Raw genomic sequence first — 18,063 nt, forward strand, 5'->3', positions numbered from 1 at the left:
GGCCTTTTTAGGATATGCGTAGGGTGCGGATTTGAAAATCAGATTTATTATGAGTAAAAAAGAAAAGAATGTAGAAATGGGGAGCCCCATGAAGATGCCGGATTTGGCATCTTATATGCAGACGGTGATTGAGCAGTTGGAAGCGGATAAGAAGCGCTCGGCGGCACATACCTATACGTATGCGTTGAAATCTATCGCGGAGTTTTACGGTGGGGCAGGAATGCCGATGCCGGTGGATGAGGTCTTTACGCCAGGCAGGTTGAAGGAGTATGAAGAATGGATGAGACGGGAAGGAATGAGGAAGCGGAAAAGAGAGCCTAAAGGGTTGAGCTTGAATACCATTTCCACCTATATGCGGAACTTGAAGGCGGTATATCACCGGATGGTCGGTGAAAAGGTGCTGCCCTATAACCCGAAATTGTTTGATGACGTGTACACAAAAGTGGAATCACAGACTAAACGGGCGCTGGAACTAGAACAGATGAATACGTTGCTGTGTACAGACTTAAGAAAATTGCCTTCGGATCTGCGGTGTGTGTTGGCTTATTTCTTATTGATGTTCCTATTCCGAGGAATGCCGTTCATTGACCTCGCTTATTTGCGTAAACAAGATGTGAAAGGGAACCGCATTGTATATAGCCGCCACAAAACAGGACGGCAGATGACGGTGCGTATTCCCAAAGAAGCGATGGAACTGATGAAAGAGTTTAAAAGCAAGAATCCGGATTCCATCTATCTCTTTCCGATTCTACACAGACAAGAGAGCAAGAAGAAACGGGCCGGGAAGGTGAAAAAGGATAAAGAACTGTATATGGATTATCTTCGGGCTCTTCGTGGCTTCAATCTGAAACTGGAAAAAATAGCGTCTCTGTTGCTGCCAGGTGTGAAGCTCAGCTCATATGTGGCGCGCCATACATGGGCTACGTTGGCTTTTCATGCAGGAATGAGTATCGGCATCATCAGCAAGGCATTGGGCCATTTCTCTATCAAGGTGACGGAAACATACCTGAAACCTTTTGAGAATGAAAAGGTGGATGCGGCCAATGAAGAACTGATAATCTCGGTCGCAGGATACAATGAAAAGAAAGTTGCATGAAAAATGCCGTCTGACAATGGCTCTGGTAAGGGAAGTGTTACTTACCAAGTAACGGATAGTTTGATTCACAAAGATTGGAATTCTTCCTCATAAATCCAAATAATAGTTTAGTTTTCTATAAAAATCTTATCATTTTATTTGTTTACCGACACAACACACGAAAAAATACATATTGTTCCGGTGTGTATTCTGAAAAACACACAAAGTGCTCCTCCATTTCTGATGCCTCAAAAACGGAATATATTTCTTTACATCATTATATGACTCCCAAAACAGCTTTTTTATTGCGGATAGAGAAGACTATCCGTTACTTGGTAAGTAACGGCTTGACAAAGCAAATTATAATGATACTTATAAAAATAAAACACTTGCTTTTTGCATCGGGAAACATGCTGCTATTGTGGGTGTTTTACAACTTCACCTTCTTCATGTTGGTCGCTTGTAGTCACCGTGAGCAGGTTTACTCCCTTGAAACTGAAATCATGATCAGTGCCGATTGGAGTCGGTCGGGATTGAATGAGAAGGAACAGGATTATGGTGCCACCACTGTATTCTATCCTACAGACGGCAGTAGTCCCATTATGGTACTGATGGGCGACCGAACGTATAAGACTGTGTATCTGAAAGAAGGACGTTATGACGTTGTTCTCTTTAACCGTTCATTTGACGATTTTGGTAACCTGGGCTTTAGGGGAGAAGATGCCTACCGGACGTTGGAGGCACATGCCACAAATGTGGTGACAAAGAATGTCCCTTCCACGGAGATAATCATTATGGATAGTCCCGACGAACTTGCAGCCGATTGTATGGAAAGTTTTGAAGTGACTCCGGGCATGTCGGGAAACTATTCATCGGGCATGACTAACTGGGGGGGCAAAAAGATTGACGGTAGTAAAAATGGTTGCCAGCTCTGTTTCCTTCCCCAAAAACTGACTCAAAAGATAACAGTTAAAATCCGTATTAAAGGAATGAACAATATACGTAATGCCACTTGTAAATTGGATGGTATTGCAGAATCTGTGTTTCTCGCTTCGGGACAGATTTCAGAAAAGACTGTGGCGCAGGAGTTTTGTCTCGGTAATCCCGTTTATAATTCCGGATCGGCGACGGACGGAACACTAAGCGCCTCTATCAGCGTGTTTGGTTTTGATACGGAGATTTCACATAACCTGCATTTGAGAGCAGAATTGGTGGACGGGAAAACCACATTTGAAGAAAGTTTTGATGAACTGAAAATAAGCCAGTTGGAAGAAGGAGATGGAAGAATGAGCATTTTCATCGACATGACGTGCGAAAAAAAAGTACCGAATGTGAAAGTTGAAGGAAGTTCGGGTTTTGACGCCAACGTGGATGACTGGGAGGATGAAGTGAACAGTGATATAGATATTTGAGGACATAATTAATATTAATTGAAAAAATGAATAGAAGATGGGAACGAAAAGTTTATTGATGGCAATGGCAGCGCTGACGATAGCCGGTTGCTCGCAAAATGAAGTTACGGAGATAAATCCGGATGCAGACCGGACAATCGGTTTGGATGTATATACGGGAGTACAGACCAGAGGAACGGAAACCACTACGTCCACGCTGAAAGAAGCGGATGCCGGTTTCGGTATTTTTGCCTATAAAACAAGCAAGGAAGGATGGGATAGTGAGAAAGCGAGTACAACACCCGATTTTATGTATAATGAACATGCTACATGGACTTCCGGTAGTTGGGGGTATGCTTCTCTGCGTTTTTGGCCGACGAATGATGATAAAATAACTTTCTTCGCTTATGCACCTTATGAATCCAATCCGGGAGAGGGAACAGACCAAAAAATAATTTTATCGGCACAAAGTGATAAAGAGGCTCCTAAAATCACCTTTGAAGTAAAAACTTCAAATAATTGGAAAGATATGGTGGATTTAGTAACGGATTGCCGTACTGCCATAAAAGACTTGACTTCTGAGAGCAATGTCGGTAACAAAGGAACAGTCCAGTTTAAATTCAGCCATGTGCTTACCCAAATAGCCAATGTCAAGGTGAAGCCGGACGTGAATCTGGGCGCTGAAACAAGAATCTTTGTAACAGGATTAAAACTGTCTCCGGGAAGTGGAATACTTTACAACAAAGCGGTTTATGATTTCGGTACTGATGCTTGGAATGCCATCTCACCTTCCGCATCCTATTTTTCGGCTGAGCAAGACCTTAGTGAGTTTGTGAATAGAACAGGCATTGACCAATGGGGGTATAAGAAGAGTGCTGTCGACGTGAGTAGTAATACCGATGCAACAGCTTTGTTCTCAGAAAAGGAAGCTCTTTATTTCATTCCTGTGAATAACCAAAACGGTACAGCCAAGGAAGGGGATTTGAGCCTAAAGATTAGTTATGATGTTGTGACAAAGGTGAATGATAGTAGTAATCTGACAAGTACTGTGACGGATAAAGAAGTCAAATTGCCGCAAGGAACTTTTAAAAAAGGGACACAGCATACTTACGTGTTGACCATCAAGATGAATGCTATCAGTATTGCTGTTGATGACAATATGACGGGATGGACCAGTAATGGGGAAAGTAACATTTAGGTAGAAGGAGTATGAAAGGAAAAGCAGAAGATATAGGGATGAAGCGGTTGTGTAGCATCCTCCTTGCATTACTTTTGTTGTTGGGAGCATGCAGTGGGGAAGAAAGTAAGAACGGACTTCCGCAGGAGAATCTTCCTATCGGCTTTTCTGGAGTTATTACAATGACGAGGGGAACCGGGAAATTTGCCACTGCCGGTGAACTTAAGAATGTGGGAGTGTTTGCATATTTTACACATGGAAAATTCAACGAGAATACTGCCATACCGAATTTTATGTATAACCAGCTTGTGGAAAAACAACAGGATGAGGGAACATGGTCTTATAGTCCGGTCAAGTTTTGGCCGGACAATTCCACCACGGATAAAATCAGTTTCTTTGCTTATGCCCCTTACGTGAATGAAGTGGAAAATGGTTACCTCTCTTTTCAGGATGAAGGAACGGCAAGCGGATTTCCGGTGTTGGGGTATACCGTTCCGATAGCTGTAAATAATCAGATAGATTTTCTTGCCGCAACTCCGGTAATGAATCAAAACAATGGTAATGTAACTTTCAAACTGCACCATACACTGACCAAGGTCAATGTCTATATAAAAAGTAATGATAATACGGAGGGAAAGTCAGTAACTTCCTTCTCAATTACGGGAATGAAGAGTGGATTGCTTACCTATTATAATCCTACAGCAGATAGTGACATAGGCTGGAAGTGGACATATCCATCGGCTGATGAAAAGGAAAACTTTACCACCGGTATAATAAGTTTTCCGGTACCGGATACAATTATAGAAGAAAAGAAACTGCTTGCAACCTTCTTTCTGCTTCCTGCCGGGGCAGGAAGTAAGTTCAATATTTCTTATCAATATACGGCCAAAGATAGTAATAATGCTCTTGTTGTTCAAACTGTCAGTATGGAAAACCAGTCTTTGCCTCTGACTGATAATTGGGCTTCGGGAAGGGCCGTCAGCTATACTATAGGTATAGCACGAAAGGCAATTACTGTGATACCGGAGAACGGTCCCGTATCATGGGAAGAGAATGCTGAAACCGAGACAGTTATTGGAACGGAAGCAAAACAAGAGACTGATTGACCTGACGGGGTAATTCTGGACTTCGCAAAAAGATGCCAATCTGTTTAAAGTAAGATAATATGAAAAGATATATGAAATTTTTCACTGGAATAGTATTTGGGGGCATCCTTTTAGTGTGTAGTGCATGCACTGACGAATACGAAGCAAACAATGGAGGTATGAAGGAGTGCTGTGAGGGAGTACCCTTTACAGTCCGGGCTATAGTCGCTGATTTTGAAGAGCTCTCCAATGCAGGAAAGTCCTCTACACGTACCTCTGTAAGGGACGAACATTTTAAAATGGAGTTTGTCGATGGTGATTCGATTGGTGTTTTTGCCATAAAGGACGGTGCTATAATGGATAATATTGATAATGCCAAATTGGTTTACAATATGTCAAGCGGCAGTTGGAATCCGGTGGGAAATGGTACACTTTATTGGTATGATGGAGTGAGTTATGTCGCTTACTATCCATATAGGAAGAATATCACAATAGATCTCTCAAAAGGTATGGACGGAGCTATTGCTTCACTGACCGGGAATGAAAAACTGCAACCTGCGAAGGACCAGTCCACAACAGAAAAGCATATTGTCAGCGATTTGTTGGTTGCCACCGGCGTACCTGCTATTGACAATTCTTCCGGAATAATCCTGAACTTGCTGTTTCAACACCAGTTTGCATTGCTTGTGTTGCAACCGCAAGTATACGTAGGTTGTTTTGCACCAGAAAAAGCAGGCTTTGTTTACCATAGGGAATCGAGGGTTTTAGGAACAGACTCGGCGGCTATTAATGTGAGTCTGAACGGTATTACTCCATATCAGATAGATTCTTTGAAATATTGTGCCATTGTTCCGCCGCAAGCAAATGCACGGGTTACCGGAAACTATATGACTACCGATGGCAGAGATGATACGAATATAAAGATAAATTATTCGGGCAGCTCCATCAGTTTTACTTCTGGAAAATGCTATACCTTGAAGGTTATTAGTCCCGTACCCGGTAAAGGAAGTATAGAAAGAAAGCTTTATCCCGGGGATTTTGTCTTTCAGAACGAAATCGATAAAAGAATAGAAGTACATCCCGGAAACGGGAAGTTGGAAGAAGATGGGAAAATCTATGATTATGAAAATGCTATCGGAATGGTAATTACTTGCGATCCGGAAAGGATGACAGACGAGAGGTGTAATAAAAAAGGATGGAATCATGCCTATGTGATGATGTTGGATAGTTTGAAAGAAGGGAATTGGGGACCGATGGATTTAATCGAAGCGGATATTGATACAATATCAATAGCTGATGTGAAGTCAAAGCATGATTTTAGCAGAATTAAGAATAACATGAACGGGTACTCTGAAACTTTACAAATGCTGGCAAATCATGAGGGTGATGCATCTTTTGTAAGCGACTGTCGTGCTTTTTATCTGGTGAAAACTTACAATAACAGCAATAAGGTGCCGGATGGGATCGAACGTAGTCCGTGGTTTCTGCCAAGCATAGGGCAATGGTTTGATGTATTGGTGAACATTTGTGGAAAATCTCCGGAAAACTTTCGGCACAATACCGGTAATGGTTTACAAGACGAAAAGTGGGGACTGGAAACGTTGGACAAGTTAAAAGGACAGTTATCCAAAGTTGGTAAATCGCTACCGCAGTTTAACGTGAATCACAGACTTGGTTTCAGTTGCAGTTCTCAATATGATAAAGATAGAAACTGGATGCTTCTCTGGCATATCGATGATCCCTTATATAAGTGGGAAAGGGTTTGCTTACAAGGATATAATAAGACTTCTGCATGGCATGTCCGGCCGTTTTTTGCATTTTAATCATTCCTTGATTAAAAATAGTCCTAATCTAAGTTTGAATTCATTATGAAAAAGTCCGGATAGCGCATTGATATTTTATGTAATTTCGTTTGTGTTCTCGAAATAGTGGAGTATCTTTGTTTTCATTTAAATATATTATGATTATGAAACTGAATACTTATCGCTTGTCTTCTTTGGAAGACCCTACTGATGAACAACTGCATGCTTTGATGGAACAAGTGGCTGTTGCGGCCCGTGAAAGTTCTCGCAAGGCAAAAAGAGAATTGGAGCGGAGAATGCAAGAGGTGAGAGAAAAATTGAAAGCATATAGAGCTAAAAATGTAAGTGATATATCCATGTGATGAACGAAAAAAATCCGACACTTTGTATAGTAGCTGGTCCGAATGGTTCGGGTAAAACTTCTACGACAGTGCAACTGCTTCATAATGAATGGGCAGAAAATAGCCTTTACATTAATCCTGATAATATAGCGCAAGAACAATATGGTGATTGGAATTCTCCCGTTGCAGTATTGAAGGCAGCAGAATTGGCGACTAAAATGCGTTATGAGTGTTTAAGGAAAAGGCAAGATTTTGTATTTGAAACAGTCTTTTCCTCAGACGAAAAACTTGCATTTGTTGAAGAAGCAAAAAAAGCAGGATTTTTTATTCGCATTTTTTTTGTCTGTACAAATAATCCTGAGATAAATGTACGGCGTATTACACAGCGCTATTTGAATGGAGGGCATGAAGTTCCCATTTCCAAAATTATTTCCCGTTATTATAAATCGTTATTGAATATAGGCAAAGCAATATCCTTGGTTGATAGGGTATATGTCTACGATAATTCAATAGAAAATCAAATTCCTCGATTATTGTTCCGCACTGTAAACGGGACCCTCTTCAAACAATATGTAGAGGAAATCCCGCAGTGGGCACAGTTCCTTATCAAATAGAGAATGAAAAGAGTCTATACCAAAACTGGAGACAAAGGAACAACGGGTATTCATGGTGGCGCGCGTGTGCCGAAAGATGACATCCGTATCGAGGCAAACGGATGCCTTGATGAATTGAATGCCGTGATTGGTATCGTGCGCTCCATGCTGGCGGCAGAAGATGGATGGCAGGAGTTGCTGCATGCTGTCCAGCGGGAACTGATGGTGGTGATGAGCCATGTGGCCACTCCCTCGGGAGTGGTGAACCCTAATCCGCTTTCTGCCGCAGAGCTCACGCTGCGCTGTGAGCAGGAGATGGATGCCATGACCGTCCTGCTGATGACGGACAACGGCTACTTCCTTTTGCCTGGTGGCACTCCCATATCAGCCCAACTGCAGTTTGCCCGTACCGTGGCCCGCCGTGCCGAACGCCGTTTGTGGACACTCCATCGCCAAGACCCTGTGAACGAGGATATTCTGCGCTTCATCAACCGCCTTTCGGACTTGTTCTTCGTCATGGCCCGCATGGAGATGCAGCGGCAGGACTGGCCGGAGGAGAAATGGCAAGAGTTTGCCTACAAAAGGAAAAGACTGTAAGCACTTATCGCTAACCGCCGGGAAGCTGTTTTCAGCATAGGGGTTCTATTTGCTGTCCGAGCCTTAAATCATACAGACATGCCCGTACTTCCGCTTCGCTGCCGATATGCTTTCCTGCATCGTCGGACAGCTTCACGCATTCGCGCCATTCCTGGTTGACGTTCATCTTGCATTGCGTCAGTTTCATTACGATGTTGGAGGGCTTGAATCCGGTATCATTCGTCAGATTGGTGCCGATGCCGAAGGAGCAGCGGATTTTGCCCCTGCAATGCTCCTGGATGTCGAGTGCCTTGCCAAAATCGAGCGCATTGCTGAAGACGATGGTTTTAGTGGTAGGGTCGATGCCCAGTTCGCGGTAGCGGGCAACGAGCTTGTCGGTGAAATCGAATTCATCGCCGGAGTCGCAGCGTACACCGTCGAATAGTTTGGCCTGCTTGCGGCTCAGGTTACTTAAGAAAATGCCGGAGGTATAGGTATCGGACAGTGCGATGCCCAAGTCACCGTCGTACACGTTCACCCAGTTTTCCAAGGCCATGTAGTTGGCGTGTTTGTAGCCGAACTGTGCGCCGTGGAACATGAACCATTCATGCGGATGCGTCCCCATAGGCTTCATGCCGTATTTCATGGCGAAGTGGCAGTTGGAAGTCCCGGTACAGTATTCGGCGGCTTCCTTCAGACGGTCTATGACTTTGTCCTGTACCTCGAACGAGAAGCGTCTCCGGGTGCCGAACTCTGAAAAATACAGCTGGTGTCGGTTGGAGAGTGCCACCTTTTCGGACAGTTTGCAGAGTATGCCGTCCATGTCGGCCACGTTTCCCAAAGAACGGTTCTTTATTTCGGATACGATAGAAAGCAGGGGGACTTCGTAAAGGGTGGCCTTGTACAGATAGTCCGTGATTTCAATGTTCAGGTGCCGGTCCTCGTCCAGATGGATGCTTACCTTCTCCGGCTGGAAGCGGAAGGAGGAGAGCCACTCCCAATAGACCCTCGGCAGGAAACGGCAGTGGCGGGTCATGTATTCCAGCTCTTCGGCAGTAAGTACGGTCTGTGCCAGGCTGTCCACCGCCTCTTGCAGTTCCTTCAGAAACGTGTCCGTATAGGCGGTGTCGTCTCTGTCCTTGAAGCTGAAAGTGCCCATGGCATAGGGAAACAATTTGATGTAGGCATACGAGGTGGTGAATTTGTAAAGGTCTGTATCGAGTATGGTATGAATCATGGCAAAATATTCTTTAGTTATGATGTTCGATTTTGGGGATGAAGATAGTGAAAATTTCTTATTTGATCAGCCTCTATCTGTTAACAACGGCATATTCCTATTAAACCATGTTATAAATGAGACCGTCATGGACAGAAATTTTGGATATTTCGGGGAAGTCCGTACATTTGCAATGTGTTTTTCATAGTATTAGATTTAAGGTTAACAAAAGATTGGCTGTCTGGGATAGATAGCCTTTTTTTATGCCTTCACTTTTCCTTCTCCGTAGAGGTGGCGTGTAGTGCAGAGCGCCAAAGTTCCATAGACCAATACTTGTATCCACATCGTCAGCATCTGCGGCCATACGTCGGCCAGCGTTCCACCCATTGAATTCAGTTTTACAAAAGCAAGTACGGCAGGACCTGCCGGAAACAGATAGTGGGCTGTCTGCCAATACCACGGCATCAGCTCCAGCGGATAGGACACGCCCGAAAGGAAGATATAGCCCACAGAGAAGAAGGCTATCATCAGCAACGGCGCTTCGGAGTCTGTAAACCAGCGGGAGACGGCCAGGGCAAGGAAACTCGTGCCCAGCAGGAAGGGTATCATCATTGTGACGATGTCTCCTCCGCTGCCGATGTGTGGGATGCTGAACAGGTGCGGCAACAGTCCCAGCAGGAATAGGGAAAACACCACGTAGAGCATGAAGTATACGAAGGTCCTGCCTCCGACAATCCGTAATGTATCCTTCAATGAGTCGGCACGCATCAGCCGTATTCCTTTTCTTCGGGCTTCCGCTTCCTCGCCCGTCAGCATGGCAATCACCATCAGCATCGTCTGGAAGATGATGACAATTAGGACGGCGGGAATCAGATAGGAACCGTAGCCCTCTGTATAGTTGTAGAGCGCCGTGCCGGACACGCTGACGGGAGCGGACGAAGCCACTGCCAGCAGTCCTTGCGGAGGTAGGAATACGGTGCCCTCCATGCGGTGGGCATCGTTCACGGCAAGCATGACGCGCGCACTGGATTCTTGCAGTCCTTTGAAGTTGAGGAAAGCGTCCGTGGCGGCATAGAGTACGAAGACCGAAGTCTCGCCCCGTGCCACACGTGCCTCGAAGTCGGCAGGCAGGTAAAGGATGCCTGCCACGTCGCCCTGCTTCATCCATTGGCGGGCTTCGAGGATGTTGGGTGTCTGGCCGTAGACGGCGGTCTGGGGAGTGGCGTCGAGCAGTCGGATGTATTCGCGGCTGAGGGCGGAGTGGGAGAGGTCTACCACTGCGACGGGAGCCTTGCGCACCAGGTTGGGGGCGTACATGTAGTTGTAGAGCAGTCCGTAGAGGAAGATACCGCCTGCCAGCACGAGCAGGATGGCGGGATTGGTGGCGATGGCATGCCACTCGTGGCGGATGACGGAAGCTGTTGACAATGCGGTAGGTGGGCAAGGTGATGGGGAGGCGGAGATTGCTTCTTCCCTTATCTCTTTTTTTATCCACCATTTCAGCAATGGCAGTATCAGCAGTGCTGCCAATAGGAAGATGAAGAGTGTAGCTACCGACTGCCAGAAGTAGGCAAACCCTGCATCGAAGTAAATCATGGCTTGTGCCGCCTCCGTGAAGTGCCGCACGGGGAAGAGGTAGGAGGCCGCATGCACGGGCGCATACATGGCTGTAACGGGAAACGTGACTCCGGACAGCGTAGCCCCCAACGACCCCACCATGGATACTACACTGATGATATAGGCAATCTTGGGAAAGACAGAATAGATAAAGACCGCCAATGCCTGGGTAGCGATGATGAAGAGCACGGTCACTGCATTCATCAGCCACAGACTGCCAGCGAAGGGGATATGTAGCGGGCCGAACAGTACATAGTTTGCCAGGATACCGATGGACGAGAAGATGAGGGTATAGGGCAGCAGTTTCCCTGCTACGGCAGTGAGGATATTGCCTCGTGCCGTCTCCAGCCATTCGCCGACGCTGCCGAATTTCAGTTCGCTGCCTATGGAGTAGACGGTGGTGAGCAGGATGAGTATCTGGAACAGTACGAAAAAGAAAGGCTGGCTCAGGTAGATGGAGTAGTCCATGTCCGGATTGTAGAGGGGATGGGTACTGGCTTCTACGGGGAGCAGAAAGGTCTGTATCTGTTCTCCGCTGACTCCCAGAGCTTCGGCCTGCATCACGATGGGCGAGAGCGCCACGGGGGCAAGCGTATTCTCGAACGCTGCCATCAGCTCGCTGCCTACCGAAAGAAGGGCATAGTGGTAATAATAGGTGAGCGTTGCGCCAGTTCCCGTCACCACCTTCTGTTCGAAGCGGGGCGGGATGACGAGGTAGCCGTATATGTCCTTCCGTTGCAATGCCCGGCGGGCGTCGGCTTCGTCGGTGAAGTGCTCCGTCACACGGAAGGTGGGGGCGGCAGAGATGCGCCGGGAGATATTGCGCGAAGTGGCAGTGTTGTCCAGGTCGACGATACCCACGGGAATGTTCTCCATCTGTCCGTTTCCAAAGATGGTGGCCATGAAGAACAGACAGAGCAAGGGTAGCACGACACAGACGCCGAGGTATAGACGGCGGGAGGTCATGCGGTGCCATTCGCGACGGATAACCATGCGGAGCGATTTCATTGCGCAGCCAAATTCTTTATCTTTCATTTTTTATTCTTCATTTTTAAAAGTACGGACATTCCCGGTCTCAATCCCTCTACCTGCTGTGTGGGACGTGCGTGTATCTCGAACGTCTGCATGTCATAGCTGCCCGTCTGTTTGGTGGATTTCCAGGTGGCGAAGCTGCCCAGCGGACTGATGTAGTAGATGCGGAATTCAATGTCCTTGCCGTCGATGGCGGGGACATCGGCACGGAAAGTGCCTCCCATCTTGAACTGAGGCATCAGGTCCTCGCGTATGTTCAGTACCACGTGTGCATCGTCCATCACGACAAGGCTCATGATGGGAGTACCGGGGGCCACCAGCTCTCCGCGTTTGGGGAAGATGGTGGCTATCTGGCCATCTTCGGGAGCAGTCAGGCGGGAGTCGACGAGGAGGGAGGAGACTTCATCGACAGTGCTTCGCGCCGCTTCCACCAGGCTGCGGGCCGAGGCGCGGTCCTCGCTCTGCGCTCCGTCCACGGCCATCTGGTATTGCTCGTAGGCGGCACGTTCGGCGGCTTGGGCGGCTTTGTACATGGCTTCCACCTCGTCACGCCGCTGGGAGGTGACGACACTGTCCTTATAAAGCGTTACAATGCGTTGGTAAGTGGTCTTGGCGAGGGCAAGGTCGCTCTGCGTCTTGTTCCAGAGTTGCCTGGCGGTGGCCACAATCTGGCGGCGGGTACCGGCGTCTATCTTCTTGTTCTGCTCCTGGGCCACCTGCTCCAGGGCATTCACCTGGCGGTATTTGGCTTCGATGGTGGGGCTGTTGATGACGACAAGCGTATCGCCTGCCTTCACCCAGTCGCCCTCTTGTACGAGGAAGGAGTCCACACGTCCGGGCAGCTTTCCGCTGATACGTATTTCCGTTGCTTCCACTTGTCCTTGCAGGACCAGGGGCTGCCGGTTCATGAGTAACATGCCGGCAAGCGAAATGATGACCGTTGCGGCCAGGATAATGACGAATGCAATGCTGATGCTTTTATTATTGATTTTCATAAAGGGTAGGTTTTAATAAGTTGTCTCGAAATATTTCTCGAACCGTTCCGGCGTTCCGCAGATAGCCAGCAGGTTCATCAGTGCCACATCATATTCGTAGTAGGCTGCCAGACGCGCCACGCGGACGGTTGCCAGCATCGTTTCCGCATCTACGACCTCGGTACTGGTTGCCATGCCTTCGGTAAAGGATTTCTTGCGGATTCGCACCAGCTCTTCGCTTAGCTCGATGGTGGTATTTAAGGCGCGTACGTTGTCTTGTGCCTTTTGCAGTTGGGTGTAGAGCTTGTCGATGCCTACGCTCAGGTCTTCTTTGGCTTTTTCTTGTCCCAGGGCAAGGGTCTGCTGGGCTATCTTCGACTGGCGGATGCGCTTCTCACGCGCCAGTCCGTCGAACAGGTTCCAGGTGAAGCCCACGCCTACGATGGTGCGGGGGACGAGGTTGCTCTGTATGCCGTGGGCATAGAGGGTCTGCTTGCCGAATACGGCGATGTCCGGCAGGTAGCCGCTCTGGTCGATGCGGAGCTGCTGGCGGGCAATCTGTGACTGCAGTTGCAGTTGGTTCACGGTGTAGTTCTCCACCCGCATGGCTTGCAGGAACTCCTCTTTGGCGGGCAGTTGGTCGTTGATGAAAAGCTCCGAAGTAGGATGGATGCTGCATGTGTCTTGCAGGTTGAGCAGGGTGCGCAGGGCACTTTGCACGACGGAGGCCTCCTTCCGGGCAGCCTCCAGTGAACGGGCAGCTTCATCCATATTCACTTGGGCAAAGAGCCGGCCTGCCTTGTCTATCATGCCGGCAGCTTCCAGTTTAAGGGCATTCTGGTAATGGCGTTGCAGGCTGTTGTAAGTCTCCTGCCGCACGCGTACCACTTCTTGCGCAAGTTTCAGCCCGAAGTAGCTTTCTGCCAGCAGGGTGCGTTGCGTGGCATCGGTCTGTCCCCGGTTTTCGCGGGCGATGTCTATCATGGTGTTGCCTATCTTCGAGGCCCGGATGCGCTTGCCGCCGGAGAATACGACCCATTCGGCGGTCAGGCCGACGGAAGTCAGGTTGCGTGGAGCCAGTGGAAAAGCGAGGGTATGGGAGCCTATCTGGTCGAGTATGCTGCTGATGAATTGGTCGTCCGGCACGATGTTGTGCACAAAGTCCTTTGCCGGGTCGGTGAACTGGGAAAGGGGCTGTTTTACCTCTATCTTTTCGGAAAGATGCACGAACGTACCGGCACCTTGCAGGGAGGGGTACCAGAGGGCATTCAGTTTGTCACGTTCCGCACGGGCGGCTTCAATTCCCTTGTCGGCTATTTTCAGGCTGCGGTTGCCGTTTTGCATCTGCCTTAGGGCATCACCGAAGCTAAGGGGAAGGGAGGTTTGTGCGGCCACTCCACCGATGGCAAGCAGCACGCAGGCAGCAGCCGGAAAAAATCTCCGGCATAATAGATTATTCATAAGTTCGTTCGGTTTAGGGGTTCTTGTTTCTCTAAACAAGAGGAGGTGGGAATTGTTCAGTAGTCATCTTTTTGAATAGAACGTTACAAATATAACGAATAGTTTCCGAAGATATGGCTTATGAATGGGAGAGATATTCGGATTTGCACTATCTTTGCATTCGCTAAAATGGAATTTATGGAGAAACTTCATCCGATTATGTTTGCCGGGACGGGCAGTGATGTGGGAAAGAGCATCATTGCTGCCGCCTTCTGCCGCATCTTCAAGCAGGACGGCTATCAGCCCGCACCGTTCAAGGCACAAAATATGGCGCTCAATTCATTTGCCACTCCCGAAGGGCTGGAGATAGGCCGTGCCCAGGCTGTGCAAGCAGAAGCCGCCGGAGTGCCTTGCCACACGGACATGAATCCGCTACTGCTGAAACCACAGTCGGACCATACCTCGCAGGTTGTCCTCAACGGGCGTCCTATCGGCAACCGCAATGCTTATGAGTATTTCCGCAAGGAAGGACGCGACGAGCTGCGCCGGGAGGTTTGTGCTGCCTACGACCGCCTTGCCGCTCGCTATAATCCCGTTGTGCTGGAAGGCGCGGGAAGCATCTCCGAAATCAATCTGCGGGATACCGACCTTGTCAATCTGCCGATGGCCCTGCATGCCGGAGCCGATGTAATTCTTGTAGGCGACATTGACCGTGGCGGTGTGTTTGCCAGTGTCTATGGTTCGCTGATGTTGCTTCGTCCCCATGAGCGGGAACGCATTAAAGGAATTCTTATCAACAAGTTCCGGGGGGATATACGTCTCTTCGAGTCGGGCATTACGATGCTGGAGGAGCTTTGCGGCATTCCCGTTGTCGGGGTGGTGCCTTACTACCGTGATATCTACATTGAAGAAGAAGACTCCGTGGCGCTTGCCGCAAAGTCTGTCCGTGCCGAGAAGGGAAAGGTGAACATCGCCGTCATTCTGCTGCGCCACCTCAGTAACTTCACCGATTTTAATGTCCTGGAACGTGACCCGCGCGTACATCTCTTCTATACCAACAATGTGGATGAGTTGGCAAAGGCCGACGTCATCCTGCTGCCCGGTTCCAAGAGCACGCTTGATGATCTTTACGAATTGCGCCGTAACGGTGTGGCGGCTGCCATCATCCGTGCCCATCGTGAAGGTGCCACCGTGATGGGTATCTGCGGCGGCTATCAGATGATGGGGCAGGAGGTGCTCGACCCTGAGCATGTGGAGGGGGACATCGAACGCCTGCCCGGACTGGGGCTGTTGCCCATCAGTACCCGCATGTCGGGAGAGAAGGTGACCCGCCAGGTGAAGTTCGGTCTGTGCAATCCCCATTCTCCATCTTCCACTCTCCATTCTCCATTCATGCAGGGCTATGAAATCCATATGGGAGTGACCACCCCTGTGGAAGGTACTCCCGATTCTCCTTTGAATCTTCTGGAGAACGGCTCTACCGACGGTTACTGCGTGGACTCCACCTGCATGGGGACCTATATTCATGGCATTCTCGACAATCCGGAATTCATAGATTTCCTGCTTGCGCCTTTTGCAGACAAACTGTCCGGGAATGCCGGCGCTTTCGATTACCATACATTCAAAGAAGAACAATACGATAGGCTTGCCGAGCACGTGCGCCGCCACGTCAACCTGCCGCTTATCTACCAAATATTGACAAAGAACCATGATTGAAGGACACGGAGACGATTCCTATAAATACAGCCGTCCCATTACGGCAAACTTCAGCTCGAACGTTTACAGCAGGGTGGACCTCTCTGCCTTGAAGGCGCATCTGTGTGCCCGGATTGACGGCATCGGCAACTATCCCGAACCGGAGCCTTACACGCTTGAGGCCTGCCTTGCCCGCTGCCACCGTCTTCCTGCCGAGGCAGTGTGCGTGACGAACGGAGCTACCGAAGCCATCTATCTTACCGCACAGACTTTCCGCGGGACAAACACCGCCATTGTGCAGCCCACTTTCAGTGAATATGCCGATGCCTGCCGCATGCACGGCCATCGGGTCACTTCCCTCTATCGGCTTCCTGCGGAGAGCGAGGGGTATCGCTTGCCGGAAGAGATGCGCATGCTGTGGCTGTGCAATCCCAATAACCCTACCGGAACGGTTGTGGAGAAGGAATATCTGGCAACACTTATCAGTCATAATCCGCAGGTATGTTTCGTCATCGACCAGTCCTACGAGTTTTTCACCTTGCGTCCGCTTTTCTCTGCTGCCGAGGCTGCGGAGTTTCCCAACGTCTTGCTGCTGCACTCCATGACCAAGCGTTATGCCGTTCCCGGTCTGCGACTGGGATATGTCACCGGCGCCCCCCACCTGCTGCACCGTTTGCGTACTAACCGTATGCCCTGGTCGGTCAACCTGCTTGCCATTGAGGCAGGGCTCCATCTGCTGGAACATGATGTTCCCAATCCGCTGGATGTGGCGTCTTATTTGCAAGAGGCTGCCCGCCTGCGCAGTGCGCTCGAGGCATTGGGAGGACTGGAGGTATGGGCCACCGAAACCCATTTCATGCTGGTGTGCCTCCGTATGGGTAGGGCTTCCGCTTTGAAAGACTATCTGGCAGGGGAGCATGGTATCTTGATTCGGGACGCCTCCAACTTCGACGGACTGAATGAGCGCTTCTTCCGTATAGCCGCCCAGAGCCGGGAGGAGAATGACAGGCTTGTAAAAGCAATAGGACAATGGCTTGAGGAGGAATGACCGATGGAAGAAGATGTGCTTATACTTTTGGGTGTCGCCTTCAACTTGAACCTGCCGCTTCTCACTGCCTGGCTGCTCGACCATTGGCTGGGCGACCCGGCGTGGCTACCCCATCCGGTGGTGGCTTTCGGCAAAGCCATTTCTTTCTGTGAGCACCGGTTGAACCGGGGCGATTCGCGTTTCCTGAAAGGTGCGTTTGTGGCGGTGTCTCTTGTCTTGGGGGTATATGTCATTACGCTTTTGTTGCTCCGCTTGGCGGCACTCTTTTCTCCGGGCATGCTTCTGACGGTGCAAATATTGCTGATATTCTATTGCTTGGCGGGCACTACGCTGGTTCGCGAGGTGCGTATGGTGTTCAAGGCGGTGGACCGTTCCTTGGAGGAAGGGAGGATGCAAGTGGCACGTATCGTAGGGCGTGATACGTCTGCACTCTCGGCGCAGGAGGTGAGAACCGCGGCATTGGAGACTTTGGCAGAGAATTTGAGCGATGGGGTGGTTGCTCCCTTGTTCTGGTATCTGCTGTTGGGAGTTCCGGGCATGCTTGCCTATAAGATGGTGAACACGCTGGATTCCATGGTCGGCTACAAGAATGAACGCTATCGTCGGTTCGGCTGTTTTGCTGCCCGTTTGGATGATGTTGCCAATTATATTCCTGCTCGTCTGACAGCCTTTCTGATGGTACTGGTTTCCGGTCGTCTTTCCTTGTTTGCTTTTGTGGGCAGATATGGCAGCCAGCATGCCAGTCCCAATTCCGGTTATCCGGAAGCCGCCCTTGCCGGTATTCTGGACTGCCGTTTCGGAGGTCCGCACAACTATTTCGGCGAGGAGGTATGGAAACCTTATATCGGTTCTAATGAACGGCCTCTGAAGACGGAAGATATGCGTGTGGCTGTCCGCATCAACCGACGTGTGGAGTGGTGGATGGTGGTTGCCGTAATAGTGACATCGACCTTGGCTTCCTTTTGTTTTTAAAATGTTGTTATTTTAACTGATTCTTTGTC

General features: G+C 49.1%; 15 protein-coding genes. 11 read left to right on the forward strand and 4 right to left on the reverse strand.

The features are described from left to right. The first annotated feature begins 49 nt into the window (after positions 1–49). The 8 genes from DWZ67_RS04100 (at position 50) to DWZ67_RS04135 (ending at position 8,061) form a co-directional block, all read left to right on the forward strand. The gene (locus DWZ67_RS04100) at positions 50–1,096 is read left to right on the forward strand and encodes a tyrosine-type recombinase/integrase (protein WP_117878136.1); all 1,047 of its coding nucleotides are present in this window, start codon (positions 50–52) and stop codon (positions 1,094–1,096) included. Between the two features lie 344 nt (positions 1,097–1,440). After that, positions 1,441–2,487 (forward strand): DUF5119 domain-containing protein, encoded by a 1,047-nt coding sequence (locus DWZ67_RS04105; RefSeq protein WP_243635137.1) that lies wholly within the window; start codon positions 1,441–1,443, stop codon positions 2,485–2,487. A gap of 37 nt (positions 2,488–2,524) precedes the next feature. Further along, entirely contained in the window at positions 2,525–3,664 is a 1,140-nt protein-coding gene (locus DWZ67_RS04110; protein WP_005836931.1) for a fimbrillin family protein, read from the forward strand. A gap of 11 nt (positions 3,665–3,675) precedes the next feature. Then, positions 3,676–4,749 (forward strand): fimbrillin family protein, encoded by a 1,074-nt coding sequence (locus tag DWZ67_RS04115; RefSeq protein ID WP_016273653.1) that lies wholly within the window; start codon positions 3,676–3,678, stop codon positions 4,747–4,749. Positions 4,750–4,808: 59 nt separating this feature from the next. Continuing rightward, on the forward strand, positions 4,809–6,551 hold the full coding sequence (locus tag DWZ67_RS04120; protein WP_120138181.1) for a fimbrillin family protein: 1,743 nt from the start codon (positions 4,809–4,811) through the stop codon (positions 6,549–6,551). A gap of 143 nt (positions 6,552–6,694) precedes the next feature. Then, positions 6,695–6,892: a hypothetical protein gene (locus tag DWZ67_RS04125; protein WP_005836934.1), complete on the forward strand. Its 198-nt coding sequence runs from the start codon at positions 6,695–6,697 to the stop codon at positions 6,890–6,892. After that, positions 6,892–7,485 (forward strand): zeta toxin family protein, encoded by a 594-nt coding sequence (locus tag DWZ67_RS04130; RefSeq protein ID WP_005829300.1) that lies wholly within the window; start codon positions 6,892–6,894, stop codon positions 7,483–7,485. Before DWZ67_RS04125 ends, DWZ67_RS04130 begins: the two co-directional genes overlap by 1 nt. A 3-nt stretch (positions 7,486–7,488) precedes the next feature. Next, positions 7,489–8,061: a cob(I)yrinic acid a,c-diamide adenosyltransferase gene (locus DWZ67_RS04135; protein ID WP_008663456.1), complete on the forward strand. Its 573-nt coding sequence runs from the start codon at positions 7,489–7,491 to the stop codon at positions 8,059–8,061. 31 nt (positions 8,062–8,092) lie between these two features. Here the strand turns inward: DWZ67_RS04135 and pncB are convergent, their stop codons facing one another. The 4 genes from pncB to DWZ67_RS04155 form a co-directional block, all read right to left on the reverse strand. Then, entirely contained in the window at positions 8,093–9,277 is a 1,185-nt protein-coding gene (pncB, locus tag DWZ67_RS04140) for a nicotinate phosphoribosyltransferase (RefSeq protein WP_005829296.1), read from the reverse strand. Between the two features lie 240 nt (positions 9,278–9,517). Continuing rightward, complete coding sequence (locus DWZ67_RS04145) at positions 9,518–11,908, reverse strand: ABC transporter permease (protein ID WP_120138183.1); 2,391 nt, start codon at positions 11,906–11,908, stop codon at positions 9,518–9,520. Beyond that, a complete protein-coding gene (locus DWZ67_RS04150) occupies positions 11,905–12,900 on the reverse strand; it encodes an HlyD family secretion protein (RefSeq protein WP_008663461.1) in 996 nt (331 codons plus the stop codon). The genes DWZ67_RS04145 and DWZ67_RS04150 overlap by 4 nt, the downstream gene beginning before the upstream one ends. A 12-nt stretch (positions 12,901–12,912) precedes the next feature. Continuing rightward, positions 12,913–14,340, reverse strand: a complete 1,428-nt coding sequence (locus DWZ67_RS04155) for a TolC family protein (protein ID WP_120138185.1) — start codon at positions 14,338–14,340, stop codon at positions 12,913–12,915. Between the two features lie 177 nt (positions 14,341–14,517). On the opposite strand from DWZ67_RS04155, the gene DWZ67_RS04160 reads away from it, so the two are divergent. The 3 genes from DWZ67_RS04160 to cbiB are packed head-to-tail and all read left to right on the forward strand — an operon-like array spanning position 14,518 to position 18,034. Continuing rightward, positions 14,518–16,035 (forward strand): cobyric acid synthase, encoded by a 1,518-nt coding sequence (locus tag DWZ67_RS04160; RefSeq protein WP_192916835.1) that lies wholly within the window; start codon positions 14,518–14,520, stop codon positions 16,033–16,035. After that, positions 16,028–17,062, forward strand: a complete 1,035-nt coding sequence (locus tag DWZ67_RS04165) for a threonine-phosphate decarboxylase (protein ID WP_120138187.1) — start codon at positions 16,028–16,030, stop codon at positions 17,060–17,062. Before DWZ67_RS04160 ends, DWZ67_RS04165 begins: the two co-directional genes overlap by 8 nt. Before the next feature lie 3 nt (positions 17,063–17,065). Continuing rightward, positions 17,066–18,034, forward strand: a complete 969-nt coding sequence (gene cbiB / locus DWZ67_RS04170; protein ID WP_057087668.1) for an adenosylcobinamide-phosphate synthase CbiB — start codon at positions 17,066–17,068, stop codon at positions 18,032–18,034. Positions 18,035–18,063 lie beyond the last annotated feature (29 nt).

Origin of the sequence: Bacteroides sp. AF34-31BH, from assembly GCF_003602795.1 — a bacterium.
Taxonomy (GTDB): Bacteria; Bacteroidota; Bacteroidia; order Bacteroidales; family Bacteroidaceae; genus Bacteroides; species Bacteroides uniformis.

Coding starts and splice junctions, on each gene's coding strand:
- DWZ67_RS04100 (WP_117878136.1), top strand. CDS start 50: ATGAGTAAAAAAGAAAAGAATGTAGAAATGGGGAGCCCCATGAAGATG.
- DWZ67_RS04105 (WP_243635137.1), top strand. CDS start 1,441: ATGATACTTATAAAAATAAAACACTTGCTTTTTGCATCGGGAAACATG.
- DWZ67_RS04110 (WP_005836931.1), top strand. CDS start 2,525: ATGGGAACGAAAAGTTTATTGATGGCAATGGCAGCGCTGACGATAGCC.
- DWZ67_RS04115 (WP_016273653.1), top strand. CDS start 3,676: ATGAAAGGAAAAGCAGAAGATATAGGGATGAAGCGGTTGTGTAGCATC.
- DWZ67_RS04120 (WP_120138181.1), top strand. CDS start 4,809: ATGAAAAGATATATGAAATTTTTCACTGGAATAGTATTTGGGGGCATC.
- DWZ67_RS04125 (WP_005836934.1), top strand. CDS start 6,695: ATGAAACTGAATACTTATCGCTTGTCTTCTTTGGAAGACCCTACTGAT.
- DWZ67_RS04130 (WP_005829300.1), top strand. CDS start 6,892: ATGAACGAAAAAAATCCGACACTTTGTATAGTAGCTGGTCCGAATGGT.
- DWZ67_RS04135 (WP_008663456.1), top strand. CDS start 7,489: ATGAAAAGAGTCTATACCAAAACTGGAGACAAAGGAACAACGGGTATT.
- pncB (WP_005829296.1), bottom strand. CDS start 9,277: ATGATTCATACCATACTCGATACAGACCTTTACAAATTCACCACCTCG.
- DWZ67_RS04145 (WP_120138183.1), bottom strand. CDS start 11,908: ATGAAAGATAAAGAATTTGGCTGCGCAATGAAATCGCTCCGCATGGTT.
- DWZ67_RS04150 (WP_008663461.1), bottom strand. CDS start 12,900: ATGAAAATCAATAATAAAAGCATCAGCATTGCATTCGTCATTATCCTG.
- DWZ67_RS04155 (WP_120138185.1), bottom strand. CDS start 14,340: ATGAATAATCTATTATGCCGGAGATTTTTTCCGGCTGCTGCCTGCGTG.
- DWZ67_RS04160 (WP_192916835.1), top strand. CDS start 14,518: ATGGAGAAACTTCATCCGATTATGTTTGCCGGGACGGGCAGTGATGTG.
- DWZ67_RS04165 (WP_120138187.1), top strand. CDS start 16,028: ATGATTGAAGGACACGGAGACGATTCCTATAAATACAGCCGTCCCATT.
- cbiB (WP_057087668.1), top strand. CDS start 17,066: ATGGAAGAAGATGTGCTTATACTTTTGGGTGTCGCCTTCAACTTGAAC.